This is a genomic window from Actinomycetospora rhizophila (assembly GCF_042657905.1).
In the GTDB taxonomy this organism is placed as follows: Bacteria; Actinomycetota; Actinomycetes; order Mycobacteriales; family Pseudonocardiaceae; genus Actinomycetospora; species Actinomycetospora rhizophila.
Window position 1 is genome coordinate 178803 of the sequence record NZ_JBHSKG010000012.1, and the last position, 16014, is coordinate 194816.

Below are 16014 nucleotides of genomic sequence, written 5' to 3' on the forward strand. Positions count from 1 at the left end.
GTGGGTCCGGTGGGCGCGGTCCGTTTCCCCGCGCTCCCGGACTTCCCGTGGGACAGCCTCGCGGGGGCCGCCGCGGTCGCGCGCGGCCACCACGACGGCGTCGTGGACCTGTCCGTGGGCACGCCCGTGGACCCGGTCCCCGACGCGGTCGGCGAGGCGCTGCGCGCCGCGTGGGACTCCCCGGGCTACCCGCAGACGTGGGGCACCCCCGCGCTGCGGGAGGCCGCCGTGGAGGCCCTGGCGCGCCGTCACGGGGCCGGGCGGTCGCCCGACGAGGGCCTGGACCCGGACGCGGTGCTGCCCACCGTCGGCTCCAAGGAGCTGGTGGCGTGGCTGCCGACGCTGCTGGGGCTGGGTGCGGACGACGTCGTCGCCTTCCCCGACCTCGCCTACCCGACCTACGAGGTCGGCGCGCAGCTCGCGGGCGCGCGCCCCGCGCGGGTCGGGGACCACCAGCCCCTGCCCGCCGGCACCCGCCTGGTGTGGCTGAACTCGCCGTCCAACCCCACCGGCCGGGTCCTGGACACGGCCGCGCTCACCGCGCGGGTCGCGCAGGCTCGCGAGCTCGGCGCGGTCGTCGCCGCCGACGAGTGCTACCTCGCCCTGCCCGGGCCGGGGGTGCGCGCGACCTCGGTGCTCGACCCCGTCGTGCACGGCGGCAGCGTCGAGGGCCTGCTCGCGGTGCACTCGCTGTCGAAGACCTCGAACCTCGCGGGCTACCGCGCCGGGCTCGTCGTCGGCGACCCGGCCCTGGTCGCCGGCCTGCTCCAGGTCCGCAAGCACGCCGGGATGATCGTCCCGCGCCCCGTGCAGGAGGCCATGACCGCGGCGTTGCGCGACGACGCCCACGTCGCCGACACCCGTGCGCGCTACGACGCGCGCCGCGGCGTCCTGCGCCCCGCGCTCGAGGCCGCCGGCCTGCGCGTCGAGCACTCCGAGGCCGGCCTCTACCTCTGGGCCACCGCCGACGAGCCCTGCCGCGCGACGGTCGACCGCCTCGCCGCCCGGGGCATCCTCGTCGCCCCCGGTGAGTTCTACGGCCCCGCCGGCGCCTCCCACGTCCGCGTCGCCCTCACCGCCTCCGACGAGCGGATCGCCGCCGCCGCGCGACGCCTGGCGGAGTGACCGCCACCGGCGCCCGGGTGCGCCCGGTCGTCGTGCTGCTCGCCGTCCTGGCGCTCGCGCTGAACCTCCGCGCCGCCCTGTCGGCCTACCCGCCGCTGCTCGAGACGATCCGCGCCGACCTGGGCCTGTCGGCGGCGTTCGCCGGCCTCGTCCAGGCCGCCACCATCCTCATGATGGGCGCGGGCTCGTTCGCCGCGCCCGTGCTCGCCCGCCGCACGGGCCGGGAGCGGGCCGCGGCGCTCGGCGTCGCGGCGATCGCGCTCGGCTCCCTCACCCACGGGCTGCCCGCCGCCGTGCCGCTCGTCGTCGGGAGCCTCGCCATCGGGCTGGGCATCGGCGTCGTCGGCGTGGCCATCACCGGCGTCATCCGCGACCACCTGCCCGACCGGGCGGGCACGGCCACCGGGCTCTACACGGTCGCGATGATGGGCGGGGCGACGATCGCGTCGCTCACGGCGCTGCCGCTGCAGGACGCGCTCGGCGGGTGGTGGTGGGCGCTGGCGACGTGGACGCTGCCCGCCGTCCTCGCCCTGGTCGTGTGGTGGCCCGCCACGCGCCGGCTGCACGACCTGCCGGGCGCGGCACCCGTGCGCCTGCCGTGGCGCAACCGGTTCGCCCGGCTCGCCGTGCTGTTCCAGATGATGTCGTCGGTGCAGTTCTACGGGTGGCTCACCTGGCTCGCGCCCTTCTACGAGGCGCAGGGCTTCTCGACGGCCCGGGCCGCGCTGGCGCTCTCGGTGTGGAACGTCGTGCAGATCCCCGCCGCGCTGCTCATCCCCCTGGCCGCGGAGCGACGGCGCGCCTGGGCGCCCTGGGCGGCGTTCTGCGTGGCCTGCGCGACCGTCGGCGTCGCCGGGACCCTCGTCACGCCCGAGCTGCCCGTGGTGGGCCCGTGGCCGTGGATCGTCCTGGCGTCGGTCGCCGTGGGCGCCGGGTTCCCCCTGGGGCTCTCGATCGTGGCCTGGCGGACCCCGGACGGGGCGACGGCGGCGTCGGTGTCGGCGCTGACCCTCGGGTCGGCCTACCTCCTCGCCGCGCTCGCCCCGCCGGTGATGGGCGTGCTCATCGACCTCGCGGGCTTCCGCGCGGCGCTCGTCGTGATCCTCGCCGCGGCGCTCGTGCAGGGCATCGCGGTCGCGCGGCTGGGCCCGCGCCGGGTGACCTACGACCCGGACGCCTGACCCGGGCGCCTGACCCGGCGTCCCGGCCCGGCCGGGGCCGGCGCCCGGCCCGACCGGGAGCACGACCCTGTCCCGCGGGACGGCGCGCGCCCGACCGTGCTCACCATGACCACGACACTCGCCGCCCCCGGCGCCGGCACCACCCGGCTCGTCCGGCGCGCCGCCCTCATCGTCACCCCGCTCGGCCCGCTCGCGATCGCCGGGCTGCGCTGGCTGCTGCCCTACGACACGACTGACGACCCCGGGACCCTCGTCGCCCGGGTCGCCGCGAGCCCCGGCGCCCAGTCCGCGGTGCTCTGGCTGAGCCTGCTCGCCCTGCTCACGCTGCCGCTGGGGGTGCTGGTGGTGGGCGCGGTGGCGCTGCGCGCCCGCCCGGTGCTCGGCGCCGTCGCCGCGGTGACCGCCTGGGTCGGCTTCGCGAACCTCGCCTTCCTCGTCACCCCGGACCTGATCGCCCGCGCCGGCGCCGCCGCCGGGCTCCCGGAGGGCAGCACCGCCGCGCTCGTCGCCGCGGCCGTCGCGGACCCGGTGAGCACCGTCGCCACGACCCTGTTCGTGCTCGGCCACGTCCTGGGCACCGTCCTGCTCGGGATCGCGCTGTGGCGGGTGATCCCGCCGTGGGCGGCGGTCGCGCTGATCGTGTCCCAGCCGCTGCACGTCGTCGTCGCCGTGGTCGTGCCGAACCACGCGGTCGACGGCCTGGCGTGGGTGCTCACCGCCGTCGGGTTCGCCGCGGCCGCCGCCGTGTGGGCCGATCGGAGGCTCCCGCAGCACGGCGGGTGACACAGCTCACGGCGGCGAGCACCGTGGTGGCCGGGACGGACGAGCGGAGGGACCCTCATGGCCACGATCGGTGTGAAAGCAGCCCGGGAGTCGTACCGCCGCGGGGACACCTCGGTGCCGCTGTCCGAGCAGACGATCGGGGACGCCCTGCGCGCGGCGGCCGCCGCCGACCCCGACCGGCGCGCCGTGGTCGAGGGCGCGCCGGGCGACGCCCCCCACCGGACGCTGACCTACGCGGAGCTGCTCGGCCGCGCGGAGGCGGTGGCCCGCGCGCTGCTGGGCCGCTTCCGCCCGGGCGAGCACGTGGCCGTGTGGTCGGGCAACTCGCTCGAGTGGATCGAGCTCGAGTACGGGGCGGCGCTGGCGGGCCTGGTGCTCGTCACCGCCAACCCCGCCTACCAGGCCGCCGAGCTCCGCCACGTCCTGCGCCAGTCGCGCAGCGCGGGCCTGTTCCACGTCGAGAGCCACCGCGGCAACCCGATGGCCGACATCGTCGCCGGGATCCGCGAGGACCTGCCCGACCTGCGCGAGGTCGTCGACCTCGCCGGGTTCGACGCGTTCGTCGCGGGCGGCGACCCGGAGCTGGCGCTGCCGTCGGTCCGCCCCGACGACCGGGTCCAGATCCAGTACACGTCGGGCACGACGGGCTTCCCCAAGGGCGTGCTCCTGCGCCACCACGGGATGCTCGAGAACGCCCGGCTGACCCTGCGGCGCATGGGCGCCGGGCCCGACGACGTGTGCGTGTGGACGATGCCGCTGTTCCACACCGCGGGCTGCGGGCTGGGCGTGCTGGGCACGCTGACGGCCGGCGCGACCCTGGTGTACCTCACCGTGTTCGACCCGGCGCTCCAGCTCGCGCTGATCGAGTCCGAGCGCGCCACGATCTCCGGCGGGGTCCCGACGATGCTCATCGCGGTGCTCGCCCACCCCGACCTCGCGACGCGCGACACCTCGACGCTGCGCTGCGTGTTCTCCGGGGGCTCGCCGGTCCCCGAGGAGGTCGCCCGCGAGGTCGAGCGGCGCACCGGCGGCCGGATGTCGATCGTCTTCGGCACCACCGAGACCTCGCCGATCATCACCGCCACGGCACCCGACGACCCCGACGACGTCCGCGTCGGCACCCTCGGGTCGCCGCTGCCCCACACCGAGGTCAAGATCGCCGACCCGGTGACCGACGAGCCGGTGCCCGTCGGCACCGTCGGCGAGCTCTGCGCGCGGGGCTACCTGGTCATGGAGGGCTACTACGCCCGGCCCGAGGCCACCGCCGACGTGCTCGACGCCGCCGGCTGGTACCACACCGGCGACCTCGCCTCCATGGACGCGGCGGGCCGCCTGCGGGTCGAGGGCCGGATCAAGGACATGATCATCCGTGGTGGCGAGAACATCTACCCCCGCGAGATCGAGGAGCTCCTGCAGGGCCACCCGGGCGTCGCCGAGGTCGCGGTCGTGGGCTGTCCCGACCCGCACTGGGGCGAGACCGTCGCCGCGTTCGTGCGGCCCGCGGGCGAGACCGCGCCGACGCCGGCGGAGCTGCACGCGTTCTGCCGCGCCCACCTGGCCGCGTTCAAGACGCCGGCGAGCTGGCACCTCGTCGACGTCATGCCCGTCACGGCGTCGGGGAAGATCCGCAAGAACGTGCTGCGGGAGCGGCTCACGACGGGGACGGACGCAGCCGGCGGGTGACGGCCGCGTGCACCGGTTCGACGACGCGCGCGGCGACCGGCCCCAGGATGGCCATGAGCAGCACGTAGGTCGTGGCCAGCGGGGCCAGCCCGGGGTCGACCGACCCCGTGGTCAGCGCGAGCCCCGCGATGACGATCGAGAACTCGCCGCGCGCGACCAGCACCGCCCCCGCGCGCCACCGCCCCAGGCGCCCCACGCCGATCTGGCGCGCGGCGAACCAGCCGGCGGCGACCTTCGTCGCGGTCGAGACCACGGCGAGCACGATCGCGGCCGGCAGCACCGCGGGGATCTGGGCGGGGTCGGTGTTGAGCCCGAACACGACGAAGAACACCGCGGCGAACAGGTCGCGCAGCGGCGCGAGCACGCGCGTCGCGCTCTCCGCGGTGTCCTCGGAGATCGCGATGCCGAGCAGGAACGCGCCGACGCCCGCCGAGACCTGCAGCTGCGAGGCGATCCCGGCGACGAGCAGCGCGATGCCGAACACGCGCAGCAGGAAGACCTCGGAGCTCGGCGACTCCACGACCGCCGACACCACCCGCCCGAACCGCAGCGCCACGACGAGCACGACGACGAGCAGCGCCAGCGCGATCGCCACCGTGCGCAGGCCCGCGACCAGCCCGAGCGCGGCGAGCGCCGCGGTCGTGATCGGCAGGTAGAGGGCCATCGCGAGGTCCTCCATGACGAGGACCGAGAGCACCGCCGGTGTCTCGCGGTTGCCGAGCCGGCCCAGCTCCTCGAGCAGCTTCGCGACGATCCCCGACGACGACACCCACGTCACGCCGGCCATCGCGAGCGCGCCCAGCGGGCCCCAGCCCAGGATCAGCGCGGTGATCGCACCGGGCGCGGCGTTGAGGACCATGTCGACGACCCCGGCCAGCCACGACCGGCGCAGGCCGTCGACCAGGTCGGACGCCGAGTACTCCAGCCCGAGCAGCAGGAGCAGCAGCACCACCCCGACCTCGCTGGCGAGGCCCGTGAACGGCTCGATGCCCTCGAGCGGCAGCAGGCCGCCCGAGCCGAAGGCGAGCCCGCCGAGCAGGTAGAGCGGGACCGGCGAGATGCCCAGGCGCCCCGCGAGCCTGCCGAGCACGCCGAGCCCGAAGAACAGCGCGCCCAGCTCGATCAGCGAGAGGGCGGTCGTGTGCACTGCCCGGTCAGCCGTCCTCGAGGATCGTCGCGGCCTGCCCGAGCCCCTCGCCGGTGCCGACGACGACGACCAGGTCGCCGGCCCGGAACACGAACTCCGGGCCCGGCGAGGGCGAGACGACGTGGTCGCGGACGACGGCGACGATCGACGTGCTGGTGCGCGTGCGCATCGCGGTGTCGCCCAGCGTGCGCCCGTCGTACGGCGACCCCGCGCCGACCGGGAACTGCGCGGTGCTGATGCCCTCGACCTCGCGCTGCTGGTCCTGCAGCTGCGCGACCAGGTTCGGCGCGCCCAGCAGCGTGCCCAGCGCCTGGCCCTCCGCGTCGGAGAGCGCCACCGACGCGCTGCACGCGTCCGGGTCCTCCCGCGCGGACACGAGCAGCTCGCGGTGGCCGTCGCGGTGGGTCAGCACCCCGATCCGCCGACCCGCGGCGGTGTCGAACTCCTGCTTCGTGCCGATGCCGGGCAGACGAGTGATCTCGACGTCCACGCTCTTCACGCTAACCGCACGCGGACGACCCCGCCCGCGCGGGGATCAGCCGAGATCAGTCGCCCCCGCCGGCATCGCGGGACGGTGCGACGGAGGAGCACCGGCGCGCGGTGCTTCGGCGGATGTCAGTCAGTCATTGGCGTGCAGCGCGGCGTTCAGCTCCACCTTCGCGCCCTCGGTGCGGGGCAGGGCGTGCACGGCACCGGTGACCGAGTCGCGGCGCAGCAGGATCCCCGAGCGCCCGGAGAGCTCGGCGGCCTTGACCACGCTGCCGTCGTCGAGGGTCACGCGGGTGCCGGCGGTGACGTAGAGGCCGGCCTCCACGACGCAGTCGTCGCCGAGCGAGATCCCGATGCCGGCGTTGGCGCCGAGCAGGCAGCGCTCGCCGATCGAGATGACCTCCTTGCCGCCGCCCGAGAGCGTCCCCATGATCGACGCGCCGCCGCCGACGTCGGAGCCGTCGCCGACCACCACCCCGCCCGAGATGCGGCCCTCGACCATCGAGGCGCCGAGGGTCCCGGCGTTGAAGTTGACGAAGCCTTCGTGCATCACCGTGGTGCCGCTGGCCAGGTGGGCGCCGAGGCGCACCCGGTCGGCGTCGCCGATCCGCACGCCGGTCGGGATCACGTAGTCGACCATCCGCGGGAACTTGTCGACCGAGTACACGGTGACCGGGCCGCGAGCGCGCAGGCGGGCGCGGGCGCGCTCGAACTCCGGCACCGGGCAGGGGCCGTGGTTGGTCCACACGACGTTGGCGAGGTGGCCGAAGATGCCGGTCAGGTCGACGCCGTGGGGCGGCACGAGGCGGTGCGAGATCAGGTGCAGGCGCAGGTAGACGTCGTACGCCGAGGCGGGCGGGCCGGTGAGGTCGGCGACGGTGCGCACCGCGACCACCTCGACACCGCGGGCCTCGTCGGTGCCCAGCGCCTCGACCAGCGACGGTTCGAGCTCGCCGGCGGGCACGACGACGGTGCCCGGCTCCTCGGCCATCGAGTCCGCCGCGTCCGAGAGCTCGGGCAGCGGATACCAGGTGTCGAGGACGGTGCCGTCGAGGGCCACGGTGGCGAGGCCGACGCCGACGGCGCGGGAGGAACGCGGGGCAGCGGGAGTGCTCATCGTCCGCCAGGCTATCCGCCCGACACCCCGGGAGGTCACGTGACCGAGCTCGTCGCCGGGCGCGCGGCGATCCGGGCCGGGACCGCCTCGACGCTGCTCGCCGCCGCGTCCGGCGTCGTCGACCTGTGGGCCGTGACGAGCCTGGGCGGGCCGTTCGCCGGGGTGGTGACCGGCAATCTCGTCACCGTCGGTGGCGCCGCCGGGCGGGCGGATGCGGGCGCGCTCTGGCCCCCGCTGGTGGCGGTGCTCGGGTTCGCGGCGGGGGTGGCGCTGTGGGCGCTGGCCTGGCGGCGGCGCCCGGACGCGGTCGGGGCGCCGCTGGTCGCCGAGCTCGTCGTGCTGGGGGCGCTGGCGGTGGCGTGGGCGGTCCCCGGCGTGCCGACGCTCGTCCTGCTGGCCGTGGCCGCCGCCGCGATGGGCGGGCAGAGCAGCACCGCGCTGCGGCTGGGGGAGTCGACGACCTACCTGACGGGCACGCTCACCGGCGCGGTGGTCGTGCTGGTGGCCGGCGGGGCGCGCGGACGGGTGGTGGCGCTCAAGCAGCTGGCCGCGGTGGTGGCGGGCGCGGCGGTGGCGGCGGTGGTGCTCGGGGTGCTCGCGTGGGCGGTGCCGGTGCTCGCCGTGGTGCTCGTGGCGGGTGCGCTCGTCGTGCTCGGACGTCGTCCCACCGCTCGATGAGACGAGCCCCGGCTCCAGCAGACCGACCACCCGGTTAGCCTCGGGCGGCGTGAGCGCTCCTCCCGTCACCCTCGACCTGCTGGCCGACCCCGTGTCGCTGACCGCGGCACTGGTCGACGTGCCGAGCGTGTCCGGGAACGAGGAGGCGCTCGCCGACGCCGTGCAGGCCGCGCTGGCCAGCCAGGCGCCGCACCTGGAGCTGCTCCGCTCGGGGCAGGCGGTTCTCGCCCGCACGCGCCTGGGCCGCCCGCGCCGGGTGCTGCTCGCGGGGCACCTCGACACGGTGCCGATCGCCGACAACGTCCCCTCGCGCCGCGACGGCGCCACGCTCTACGGCTGCGGCACGAGCGACATGAAGTCCGGGGTGGCGGTGATGACCCACCTCGCCGCCGCGCTCACCGAGCCGGCGCACGACGTCACGCTCGTGCTCTACGACTGCGAGGAGATCGAGTCGGCGCGCAACGGGCTGGGCCGCCTCGAGCGCGAGCACCGCGACTGGCTCGAGGCCGACCTCGCCCTGCTCGGCGAGCCGACGTCCGGGCAGGTCGAGGCGGGCTGCCAGGGCACGCTGCGCGTGGTGGCGCGCACCGAGGGGCGCCGCGCGCACTCGGCGCGCTCGTGGCTGGGCGAGAACGCGATCCACGCCGCGGCGCCGGTGCTCGCGCGCCTGGCCGCGTACGAGGCGCGCGAGGTCGACATCGACGGCTGCCGCTACCGCGAGGGCCTGCAGGCAGTGAAGATCGCCGGCGGCGTGGCGGGCAACGTCGTGCCCGACGTGTGCGAGGTGACCGTCAACTTCCGCTTCGCGCCCGACCGCTCCCTCGACGACGCCCGCGCGCACGTCGCCGACGTCCTCGCGGGCTTCGCGCTCACCGAGACCGACGCGGCCCCGGGCGCGCTGCCCGGGCTGGGCGCGCCGGCGGCCGCCGGCTTCGTCGCGGCGACCGGCACGACGCCCGTCGCCAAGTACGGCTGGACCGACGTCGCCCGCTTCGCCGCGCTCGGGATCCCGGCGCTGAACTTCGGCCCGGGGGACCCGAACCTCGCCCACACCCGCGAGGAGTCGGTGCCCGTCGGCGCGATCGTCGAGGCCTGCGACGTCCTGCGCATCTACCTCACGCATGCCTGAGGTCGTCCGGCCGCTGTTCCGAGCGAAGGTGCCGCTCGGAACAGCCGACGAGCCTCAGATCGCGGCGACCTCGCTGCGGCCCGCGACGAGCTGGCGCGTCACCGTCGCGATGCGCTGGCCGGCGTACTGCGTGGCGTGGCGCGTGTCCTCGGAGATCGGGATCGAGCCCTGGCCGTCGACGTGCGACGGGCCGTAGGGGTTGCCGACCGTGAACTGGATCGGGTCGGTGTAGCCCGGGGTGACGATCACGCCGCCGAAGTGGTGGATCGTGTTGTAGAGCGCGAGCAGCGTCGACTCCTGGCCGCCGTGGGCGGTCGAGGTCGAGGTGAACCCCGAGTAGACCTTGTCGGCGAGCTGGCCCTGCGCCCACTGCGGGCCGAGCGTGTCGATGAACTGCTTGAGCTGCGCGGCGATGTTGCCGTAGCGCGTCGGCGACCCGAACACGACGGCGTCGGCCCAGAGGACGTCGTCGGCCGTGGCCTCCGGGACGTCCGCGGTGGCCTCGGCGTGCTGCGCCCACGCCTCGTTCGACGCGATGGCCTCCGGCGGCGCCAGCTCGTGGACCTTGCGCAGGCGCACCTCGGCGCCCGCGCTCTCCAGGCCCTTCGCGTACTCCTGCGCGAGCGCGTGGATCGTGCCGGTCGAGCTGTAGTAGATGATCGAGACCTTGGGCGTGACCGCCACGGTGGGTGCCTCCTCGAGAAGAAGTTCGGCTTTCAACCATGGCGTGCCACGCGGGGGACCGTCCGAAACCGTGAGGTCCGTTGTGAACCCCGTGGCCCGGCCCCGTTCGTGTGGGGCTCCTAGGCTCGGCGGCATGCTCCACGACGACCCGGCGGGCCAGGACGCGACGGCGCCCCGCCCGACCACCATCGACCGCCGTCGCCCGGAGCACCGCGACCCGGCCCGGCTCAGCTCGACCACCGACCAGCGGCTGCTCGACTCGCGCGGCCCGGTCGACTGGGTGCACTCCGATGCCTGGCGCCTCCAGCGCATCCAGGCCGAGTTCGTCGAGGGCTTCAGCGTCCTCGCCGAGATCCCGCGGGCGGTCACGGTGTTCGGGTCGGCGCGCACGCCCCGCGACCACCCCGACTACGCGCTCGGCGTCGAGCTGGGCGGCGCGCTGGTCCGCGCCGGCTACGCCGTCATCACCGGCGGCGGCCCCGGCGTGATGGAGGCCGCCAACCGCGGCGCGTCCGAGGCCGGCGGGCTCTCGGTGGGCCTGGGCATCGAGCTGCCGTTCGAGCAGGGCCTCAACCCGTGGGTCGACCTCGGCGTCGGGTTCCGCTACTTCTTCGCCCGCAAGACGATGTTCGTCAAGTACGCGCAGGCCTTCGTCTGCCTGCCCGGGGGCTTCGGCACCCTCGACGAGCTGTTCGAGGCGCTCGTGCTGGTGCAGACGGGCAAGGTCACCCGCTTCCCGGTGGTCCTGCTCGGCACCGCCTACTGGGGCGGCCTGCTGGAGTGGCTGAAGGGCCCGGCCGTCGAGGCCGGGACGATCAGTGAGCGCGACGTCGACCTCATCCACCTCACCGACGACATCGACGAGGTCGTGAAGATCGTCGAGGAGGGGTTCCGCGAGGTCGTCGGTTCATGAGGCCGCTCGCGGTCTGCGTGTTCTGCGCGTCCGGGCCCGTCCCGGAGCCCGCGATCGCCCTGGCGGGGGAGGTCGGCGCGGCGATCGCGGCGCGCGGCTGGAGCCTGGTCTCCGGCGGCGGGCGGGTGTCGATGATGGGCGCCGTCGCCCGCGCCGCACGCGAGGGCGGGGCGCGCACGGTCGGCGTGATCCCCGAGGCGCTGGTGGCCCACGAGGTGGCCGACGAGCAGTCCGACGAGCTCGTCGTCGTCGCCGACATGCGCACCCGCAAGGGCGAGATGGACGCGCGCAGCGACGCGGTGCTCGCCCTGCCCGGCGGGCTCGGCACGCTCGAGGAGCTGTTCGAGGCGTGGACGTCGGGCTATCTGAAGATGCACGACAAGCCCGTCGTCGTGCTCGACCCCGACGGGTTCTACGACCCGCTGTTCAGCTGGCTCGACAGCCTGGTCGGCACGGGGTTCGTCTCCGCGCGGGGCATGGCGGGCGTGGTGCGCACGACGACCGTCGCCGAGGCGCTCGACGCCCTAGCGACGCCGCAGCCAGCGCACCAGCAGCGTGCCGTCGTCGACCAGCAGTGAGCCGAGGTCGAACGCGGCCGGCGGGCGCAGCGCCTCGGGGGTGCGCGCCATCCGCGCCGCCTGCCCGGCGACGGCCAGCGGCGCGTAGCTGACGCGGATCTCGTCGACGAGGTCGCCCGCCAGCAGGGTGCCGACGATCCCCGGCCCGCCCTCGCAGTCGATGCGCCGCAGCCCGCGCCCGGCGAGCCGGCTGATCGCGTCGGCCAGGTCGACGTCCGCGTCGCCGGCCACGATCACCTCGGCGCCCGCGTCCTCCCAGGCCGACCGCTTCGCCGCGCCGGCTGCGCTCGTCACCACGATCGACGGGACCGCGACGTCGACGATGCTCGTGGCGTCGGGTGCGAGCGAACCGGACGTGACCAGCGCCAGCGGGGCCACCGGCGACAGCCCGTGGCGTGCGCGGCGGGCGGCCGTGGTGGCGTCCGGGCGCAGCCCCGGGTAGTCCTCGGCGACGGCGGTGCCCGCGCCGAGCAGCACCACGTCGGCGAGGTCGTGGGCCAGCGCGAAGACCCGCCGGTCGGCGGGCGTCGAGAGCCCCGCCGAGCGCCCCTCGACCTCGATGCCGCCGTCGAGCGAGCTGACGAAGTTGACCGCGAGCCAGGAGCCGCGGTCGGCGGGGTAGGTGTAGAGCTCCTCGAGGGCGGCGTCGTCGAGCTCGGTCGCCGGGAGCGGCCAGACCCGGTGCATCACATCCAGCGCTCCGCCCGCGACGGCGGCCGGTCGCCGAGCACGCTCGCGACCATCTCGAGGGTCTGGCGGGTCTCCTCGACCTGGTGGGCGCGCACCATGGTCACCCCCGCCGCCACGGCGAGCGCGGTCGCGGCGAGCGTGCCCGTCAGGCGGCCGTGCAGCGGCACGTCGAGGGTCTCGCCGACCACGCCCTTGTTGGACATGGCGAGCAGCACCGGGGTGCCGGTCGCGACCAGCCGCGGCAGCCCGCGCAGCACCTCGAGGCTCTGCAGCGTGTTCTTGCCGAAGTCGATGGTCGGGTCGAGCAGGAGGCCCTCGCGCGGCACGCCCGCGGCGACCGCGCGCTCGGCCAGCGCCGTGGTGACCGCGATGACGTCGCCGACGACGTCGTCGTAGACCGGGCGGACGGGGTCGGTGCGCGGGGTGAGCCCGCCGGTGTGGGCGCAGACGTAGCCGGCGCCGTACGCGGCCGTGACCGGCAGGATCTCCGGGTCCCAGCCCGCCCAGCTGTCGTTGACGAGGTCGGCGCCCGCGGCGAGGCAGGCCCGCGCGACCTCGGCGCGGTAGGTGTCGATGCTGATCGCGAGGTCGGGGTGCTGCTCGCGGGTCCAGGTCAGCGTGGGCAGCAGCCGGTCGAGCTCCTCGGCGACCGACACCTCCGGGCCCGGGCTCGCGGGGACACCGCCCAGGTCGACGACGTCGGCGCCCGCGGCGACCGCGTCGTCGATCGCCTTGCGCGCGTCCTCGGGGGCCCAGGTGCTGCCCTGGTCGTAGAACGAGTCCGGGGTGCGGTTGACGATCGCCATGATGAGGGCGCGGTCACGGCGCAGGTGACGGCCACGGAGCACCATGTGCACGGGCGTGGGGTCGGCTGCGGCGCTCGCCATGCCGTCTTGATACACGATCTCCAGGATCCCGAGAGGTGGGGACGAGCGCAGCGTGAGAGCCGCGACCGAGGACTGGTTCGCCCGCCGGACCTGGGCGCGCCCGCCCTGGACCGCCGCCGGACTGACCGTCGCGAAGGCCGGCCGGACGGTCTCGGTGGTGCTGCCGGCGCTCGACGAGGAGGCGACGGTCGGGGGCGTCGTCGCCGCGGTGCGCCCGCTGCTCGGGACCCTCGTCGACGAGATCGTCGTCGTCGACTCCGGGTCCACCGACGCCACCGCCGCGCGGGCCCGGGCCGCCGGGGCGCGGGTGGTGGCGCGCGACGCCGTGCTGCCCGGCGTGCCCGTGCGGGCGGGCAAGGGCGAGGTGCTCTGGCGCTCGCTCGCCGCCACGTCGGGCGACCTCGTCGTGTTCCTCGACTCCGACCTCGTCGACCTCGGCCCCGACTTCGTCGTCGACCTGCTCGGGCCCCTGCTCACCGTCGACGGCGTCGCGCTGGTCAAGGGCTTCTACCACCGGCCCCTGCGCATGTCGGACCACGACGCCGCCCGCACCGGGGGCGGTCGCGTCACCGAGCTCACCGCGCGCCCCGCGCTGGCCGCGCTGCGCCCCGAGCTCGCCGGGGTCGTGCAGCCGCTGGGCGGCGAGTACGCCGCGACCCGCGAGCTCCTCGAGTCGCTGCCGTTCGCCGCGGGCTACGGCGTCGAGATCGGGCTGCTGCTCGACACCCACCGCGAGCGCGGCCTCGACGCGATCGCCCAGGTGGACCTCGGCGTCCGCAAGCACCGCCACCGCTCCCTGCGGGCGCTCGGGGCCACCGCGGCCGAGGTGCTCGACGCCGTGGTGCGCCGCTGCGTCCCCGGGCACCCCGGTGCCGACCCGCTCACGCAGTTCGTGCCCGTCGACGGCGACTGGCTGCCCGACGAGCAGGCCGTCGCCACGACCGACCGCCCGCCGCTCGCGACACTGCGGGCCACCGGGAGCTGACGGGGACCGTCGCCCGCGGCACCTACGATCGGTGCCATGGGCAGCGCGCTGGTGTACGTCATCGTGGTCGGCCTGGTGGCCGCCGCGGTCTACCTGCTGGCGGCCTTCGTCTTCGGCCGCGGCGAGGAGCTGGCCCCGATGCCGCCCGGCGCGACGCCGACGCGGCTGCCCGCGCGCGACCTCACCGGCGGCGACGTGCGCGACCTGCGGTTCCAGCAGACCCTGCGCGGCTACAAGTGCAGCGAGGTCGACTGGGCGCTCGAGCGCCTGGCCGCCGAGGTCGACGCGCTGCGGGCGCGGGTCGACGCGATGGAGGGCGGCGGGGAGGCCGCGCGCCCGGCGGTGGAGCCGGCGGAGGTCGTGCGGACCAACGGCAACGGGCTCGCGGACCCGACGCCCACCGACCCCACCGTGCCGGCGGGGGCGACGAGCTCCGGGCACGACCCCGCCCGCCGGCGCTGACCGGACACACCACAGGATCGAGTGCGTGGCGTTACGGACGCTCAGCGTCAGCGACGCCACGCCGCTGACACGAGGAGAGGCATGGCGCGACGCGAGATCACGCTGTCGGTGGACGTCGACGCGCCCGTCGAGACCACCTGGCGGCAGGTCACCGACTGGGAGTCCCAGGGCGAGTGGATGCTCGGCACGTCGGTGAAGGTCACGCGCGGGGACGGCGTCAGCGTCGGCTCCGAGCTGGCGGCGACGACGGGCGTCGGGCCGCTGGGCGTCACCGACACCATGGAGATCGTCGGCTGGGACCCGCCGCACCGCGCCACCGTGCGCCACACCGGGCACGTCGTGCGCGGCAGCGGCGTGTTCAGCGTGCTGGAGCGCCGCACCGACGACGGGCGCGAGGCGTCCACCTTCGTGTGGAGCGAGCAGCTCGACCTGCCGCTCGGCCCCCTCGGGGCGGTGGGCTGGCCCGTGGTGAAGCCGGCGTTCGCGTGGGGGCTGCGGCGCTCGCTCGAGACGCTGGCCCGCCGCTGCGAGCAGCAGTGACCGCGGCGGTCGTCGGCACCGACGGCGTCGGCCGCTGCCCCTGGGGCGCCGGTGACGGGCTGCTCGCGGAGTACCACGATGCCGAGTGGGGCCGGGAGCTGCGTGGGCGCGACGCCCTCTACGAGCGGATCAGCCTCGAGGCGTTCCAGTCGGGCCTGTCGTGGCTGATCGTCCTGCGCAAGCGCCCCGCGTTCCGCGCGGCGTTCGCGGGCTTCGACCCCGAGGCGGTCGCCCGCTTCGGCGATGACGACGTGGCGCGCCTGCTCGCCGACGCGGGGATCGTCCGCAACCGCGCCAAGATCGAGGCGACGATCGCCAACGCCCGCGCCGTGCTGGGGCTCGCCGAGCGCGGCGAGGACCTCGACACGCTGCTCTGGTCGTTCGCGCCGCCCCCGCGCGAGGCCCCGCCCACCGGCTTCGCGGACGTGCCCGCGACGACCCCGGAGTCGGCCGCGATGGCCAAGGCGCTGCGCACGCGCGGCTTCCGTTTCGTGGGCCCGACGACGTGCTACGCGATGATGCAGGCCACCGGGATGGTCGACGACCACGTCGCCGGATGCTTCCGCGCCGTGACGCCGGCGGGGACCCCTTCGGACGGTCGGGTGGGCGCCTGACCGGGGCGGACACGCCCGGGTGATCGCTCCGGTGTCGTGCCTGCCGGGTCCATAGGGAAGAATCGTCGCTTGTCACACGGCGCTCGCTCCCCGGTCGCCCTCTCGGGCGACACGGGGGACGAAGACGACCAGCTCGTGGAGGGAGCACGCTATGGCGGCCATGAAGCCCCGGACCGGTGACGGTCCCCTCGAGGTCACCAAGGAGGGGCGCGGCATCGTGATGCGCGTGCCGCTCGAGGGTGGGGGGCGCCTCGTCGTCGAGATGACGGCGGACGAGGCGGGCGACCTGCGAGAGGCTCTGCAGGGCGTGGTCGGCTGAGCACCCCGAC

At 75.7% G+C, this 16014-nt stretch carries 18 protein-coding genes and 1 pseudogene; 13 read left to right on the plus strand and 6 right to left on the minus strand.

All coding sequences use genetic code 11. The features are described 5' to 3' along the window. The first annotated feature begins 9 nt into the window (after positions 1-9). The 4 genes from dapC to ACFPK1_RS21680 all read left to right on the plus strand — a co-directional run bounded on the left by dapC (position 10) and on the right by ACFPK1_RS21680 (position 4772). The gene (gene dapC / locus ACFPK1_RS21665; protein ID WP_378023020.1) at positions 10-1125 is read left to right on the plus strand and encodes a succinyldiaminopimelate transaminase; all 1116 of its coding nucleotides are present in this window, start codon (positions 10-12) and stop codon (positions 1123-1125) included. Then, on the plus strand, positions 1122-2306 hold the full coding sequence (locus ACFPK1_RS21670; protein ID WP_378023021.1) for an MFS transporter: 1185 nt from the start codon (positions 1122-1124) through the stop codon (positions 2304-2306). Before dapC ends, ACFPK1_RS21670 begins: the two co-directional genes overlap by 4 nt. 105 nt (positions 2307-2411) lie before the next feature. Further along, positions 2412-3089, plus strand: a complete 678-nt coding sequence (locus ACFPK1_RS21675; RefSeq protein ID WP_378023022.1) for a hypothetical protein — start codon at positions 2412-2414, stop codon at positions 3087-3089. Positions 3090-3146: 57 nt separating this feature from the next. Continuing rightward, complete coding sequence (locus ACFPK1_RS21680) at positions 3147-4772, plus strand: AMP-binding protein (RefSeq protein ID WP_378023023.1); 1626 nt, start codon at positions 3147-3149, stop codon at positions 4770-4772. Here ACFPK1_RS21680 and ACFPK1_RS21685 read toward each other — a convergent pair. The 3 genes from ACFPK1_RS21685 to dapD form a co-directional block, all read right to left on the minus strand. Then, on the minus strand, positions 4741-5919 hold the full coding sequence (locus ACFPK1_RS21685; RefSeq protein WP_378023024.1) for a cation:proton antiporter: 1179 nt from the start codon (positions 5917-5919) through the stop codon (positions 4741-4743). The two genes, ACFPK1_RS21680 and ACFPK1_RS21685, sit on opposite strands and share 32 nt — an antisense overlap. A 7-nt stretch (positions 5920-5926) precedes the next feature. Then, entirely contained in the window at positions 5927-6409 is a 483-nt protein-coding gene (locus tag ACFPK1_RS21690; protein ID WP_378023025.1) for a cation:proton antiporter regulatory subunit, read from the minus strand. 129 nt (positions 6410-6538) lie between these two features. Continuing rightward, positions 6539-7525, minus strand: a complete 987-nt coding sequence (dapD, locus tag ACFPK1_RS21695) for a 2,3,4,5-tetrahydropyridine-2,6-dicarboxylate N-succinyltransferase (protein ID WP_378023026.1) — start codon at positions 7523-7525, stop codon at positions 6539-6541. A 39-nt stretch (positions 7526-7564) separates the two neighbouring features. Between dapD and ACFPK1_RS21700 the strand changes: the two genes are divergently transcribed. After that, complete coding sequence (locus ACFPK1_RS21700; protein WP_378023027.1) at positions 7565-8203, plus strand: DUF1275 family protein; 639 nt, start codon at positions 7565-7567, stop codon at positions 8201-8203. A gap of 49 nt (positions 8204-8252) precedes the next feature. After that, on the plus strand, positions 8253-9332 hold the full coding sequence (gene dapE / locus ACFPK1_RS21705) for a succinyl-diaminopimelate desuccinylase (protein ID WP_378023028.1): 1080 nt from the start codon (positions 8253-8255) through the stop codon (positions 9330-9332). Between the two features lie 54 nt (positions 9333-9386). Here dapE and wrbA read toward each other — a convergent pair whose 3' ends face one another. Then, positions 9387-10016: an NAD(P)H:quinone oxidoreductase gene (gene wrbA / locus ACFPK1_RS21710; protein WP_378023029.1), complete on the minus strand. Its 630-nt coding sequence runs from the start codon at positions 10014-10016 to the stop codon at positions 9387-9389. Positions 10017-10149: 133 nt separating this feature from the next. Here wrbA and ACFPK1_RS21715 point away from each other — a divergent pair, with 133 nt between their 5' ends. Together ACFPK1_RS21715 and ACFPK1_RS21720 are read left to right on the plus strand one after the other, a co-directional pair. Next, complete coding sequence (locus ACFPK1_RS21715) at positions 10150-10929, plus strand: LOG family protein (RefSeq protein ID WP_378023030.1); 780 nt, start codon at positions 10150-10152, stop codon at positions 10927-10929. Continuing rightward, a complete protein-coding gene (locus ACFPK1_RS21720) occupies positions 10926-11507 on the plus strand; it encodes an LOG family protein (protein ID WP_378023031.1) in 582 nt (193 codons plus the stop codon). Before ACFPK1_RS21715 ends, ACFPK1_RS21720 begins: the two co-directional genes overlap by 4 nt. Here the strand turns inward: ACFPK1_RS21720 and ACFPK1_RS21725 are convergent. Continuing rightward, positions 11454-12194, minus strand: a complete 741-nt coding sequence (locus ACFPK1_RS21725) for a dihydrofolate reductase family protein (RefSeq protein ID WP_378023032.1) — start codon at positions 12192-12194, stop codon at positions 11454-11456. The two genes, ACFPK1_RS21720 and ACFPK1_RS21725, sit on opposite strands and share 54 nt — an antisense overlap. Further along, positions 12194-13084 (minus strand): dihydropteroate synthase, encoded by an 891-nt coding sequence (folP, locus tag ACFPK1_RS21730; protein ID WP_378023033.1) that lies wholly within the window; start codon positions 13082-13084, stop codon positions 12194-12196. Before folP ends, ACFPK1_RS21725 begins: the two co-directional genes overlap by 1 nt. Before the next feature lie 52 nt (positions 13085-13136). Between folP and ACFPK1_RS21735 the strand changes: the two genes are divergently transcribed. The 5 genes and pseudogenes from ACFPK1_RS21735 to ACFPK1_RS21755 all read left to right on the plus strand — a co-directional run bounded on the left by ACFPK1_RS21735 (position 13137) and on the right by ACFPK1_RS21755 (position 16004). Next, positions 13137-14069 (plus strand): glucosyl-3-phosphoglycerate synthase, encoded by a 933-nt coding sequence (locus ACFPK1_RS21735; RefSeq protein WP_378023034.1) that lies wholly within the window; start codon positions 13137-13139, stop codon positions 14067-14069. A 36-nt stretch (positions 14070-14105) separates the two neighbouring features. Next, a pseudogene (locus ACFPK1_RS21740) lies at positions 14106-14384 on the plus strand (DivIVA domain-containing protein); the annotation flags it as partial. Between the two features lie 228 nt (positions 14385-14612). Beyond that, positions 14613-15071: an SRPBCC family protein gene (locus ACFPK1_RS21745; protein WP_378023035.1), complete on the plus strand. Its 459-nt coding sequence runs from the start codon at positions 14613-14615 to the stop codon at positions 15069-15071. Further along, positions 15068-15685: a DNA-3-methyladenine glycosylase I gene (locus ACFPK1_RS21750; protein WP_378023036.1), complete on the plus strand. Its 618-nt coding sequence runs from the start codon at positions 15068-15070 to the stop codon at positions 15683-15685. The genes ACFPK1_RS21745 and ACFPK1_RS21750 overlap by 4 nt, the downstream gene beginning before the upstream one ends. Before the next feature lie 151 nt (positions 15686-15836). Continuing rightward, positions 15837-16004, plus strand: coding sequence for a DUF3117 domain-containing protein (locus tag ACFPK1_RS21755; RefSeq protein ID WP_133827309.1), 168 nt, complete (start codon positions 15837-15839; stop codon positions 16002-16004). The last annotated feature ends 10 nt before the right edge of the window (positions 16005-16014 follow it).

Bases quoted from the DNA above. Each gene is read 5' to 3' on its own strand.
- ACFPK1_RS21725 (WP_378023032.1), bottom strand. From the start codon at position 12,194: ATGCACCGGGTCTGGCCGCTCCCGGCGACCGAGCTCGACGACGCCGCC.
- ACFPK1_RS21675 (WP_378023022.1), top strand. From the start codon at position 2,412: ATGACCACGACACTCGCCGCCCCCGGCGCCGGCACCACCCGGCTCGTC.
- ACFPK1_RS21715 (WP_378023030.1), top strand. From the start codon at position 10,150: ATGCTCCACGACGACCCGGCGGGCCAGGACGCGACGGCGCCCCGCCCG.
- ACFPK1_RS21745 (WP_378023035.1), top strand. From the start codon at position 14,613: ATGGCGCGACGCGAGATCACGCTGTCGGTGGACGTCGACGCGCCCGTC.
- ACFPK1_RS21720 (WP_378023031.1), top strand. From the start codon at position 10,926: ATGAGGCCGCTCGCGGTCTGCGTGTTCTGCGCGTCCGGGCCCGTCCCG.
- ACFPK1_RS21755 (WP_133827309.1), top strand. From the start codon at position 15,837: ATGGCGGCCATGAAGCCCCGGACCGGTGACGGTCCCCTCGAGGTCACC.
- ACFPK1_RS21680 (WP_378023023.1), top strand. From the start codon at position 3,147: ATGGCCACGATCGGTGTGAAAGCAGCCCGGGAGTCGTACCGCCGCGGG.
- dapD (WP_378023026.1), bottom strand. From the start codon at position 7,525: ATGAGCACTCCCGCTGCCCCGCGTTCCTCCCGCGCCGTCGGCGTCGGC.
- folP (WP_378023033.1), bottom strand. From the start codon at position 13,084: ATGGCGAGCGCCGCAGCCGACCCCACGCCCGTGCACATGGTGCTCCGT.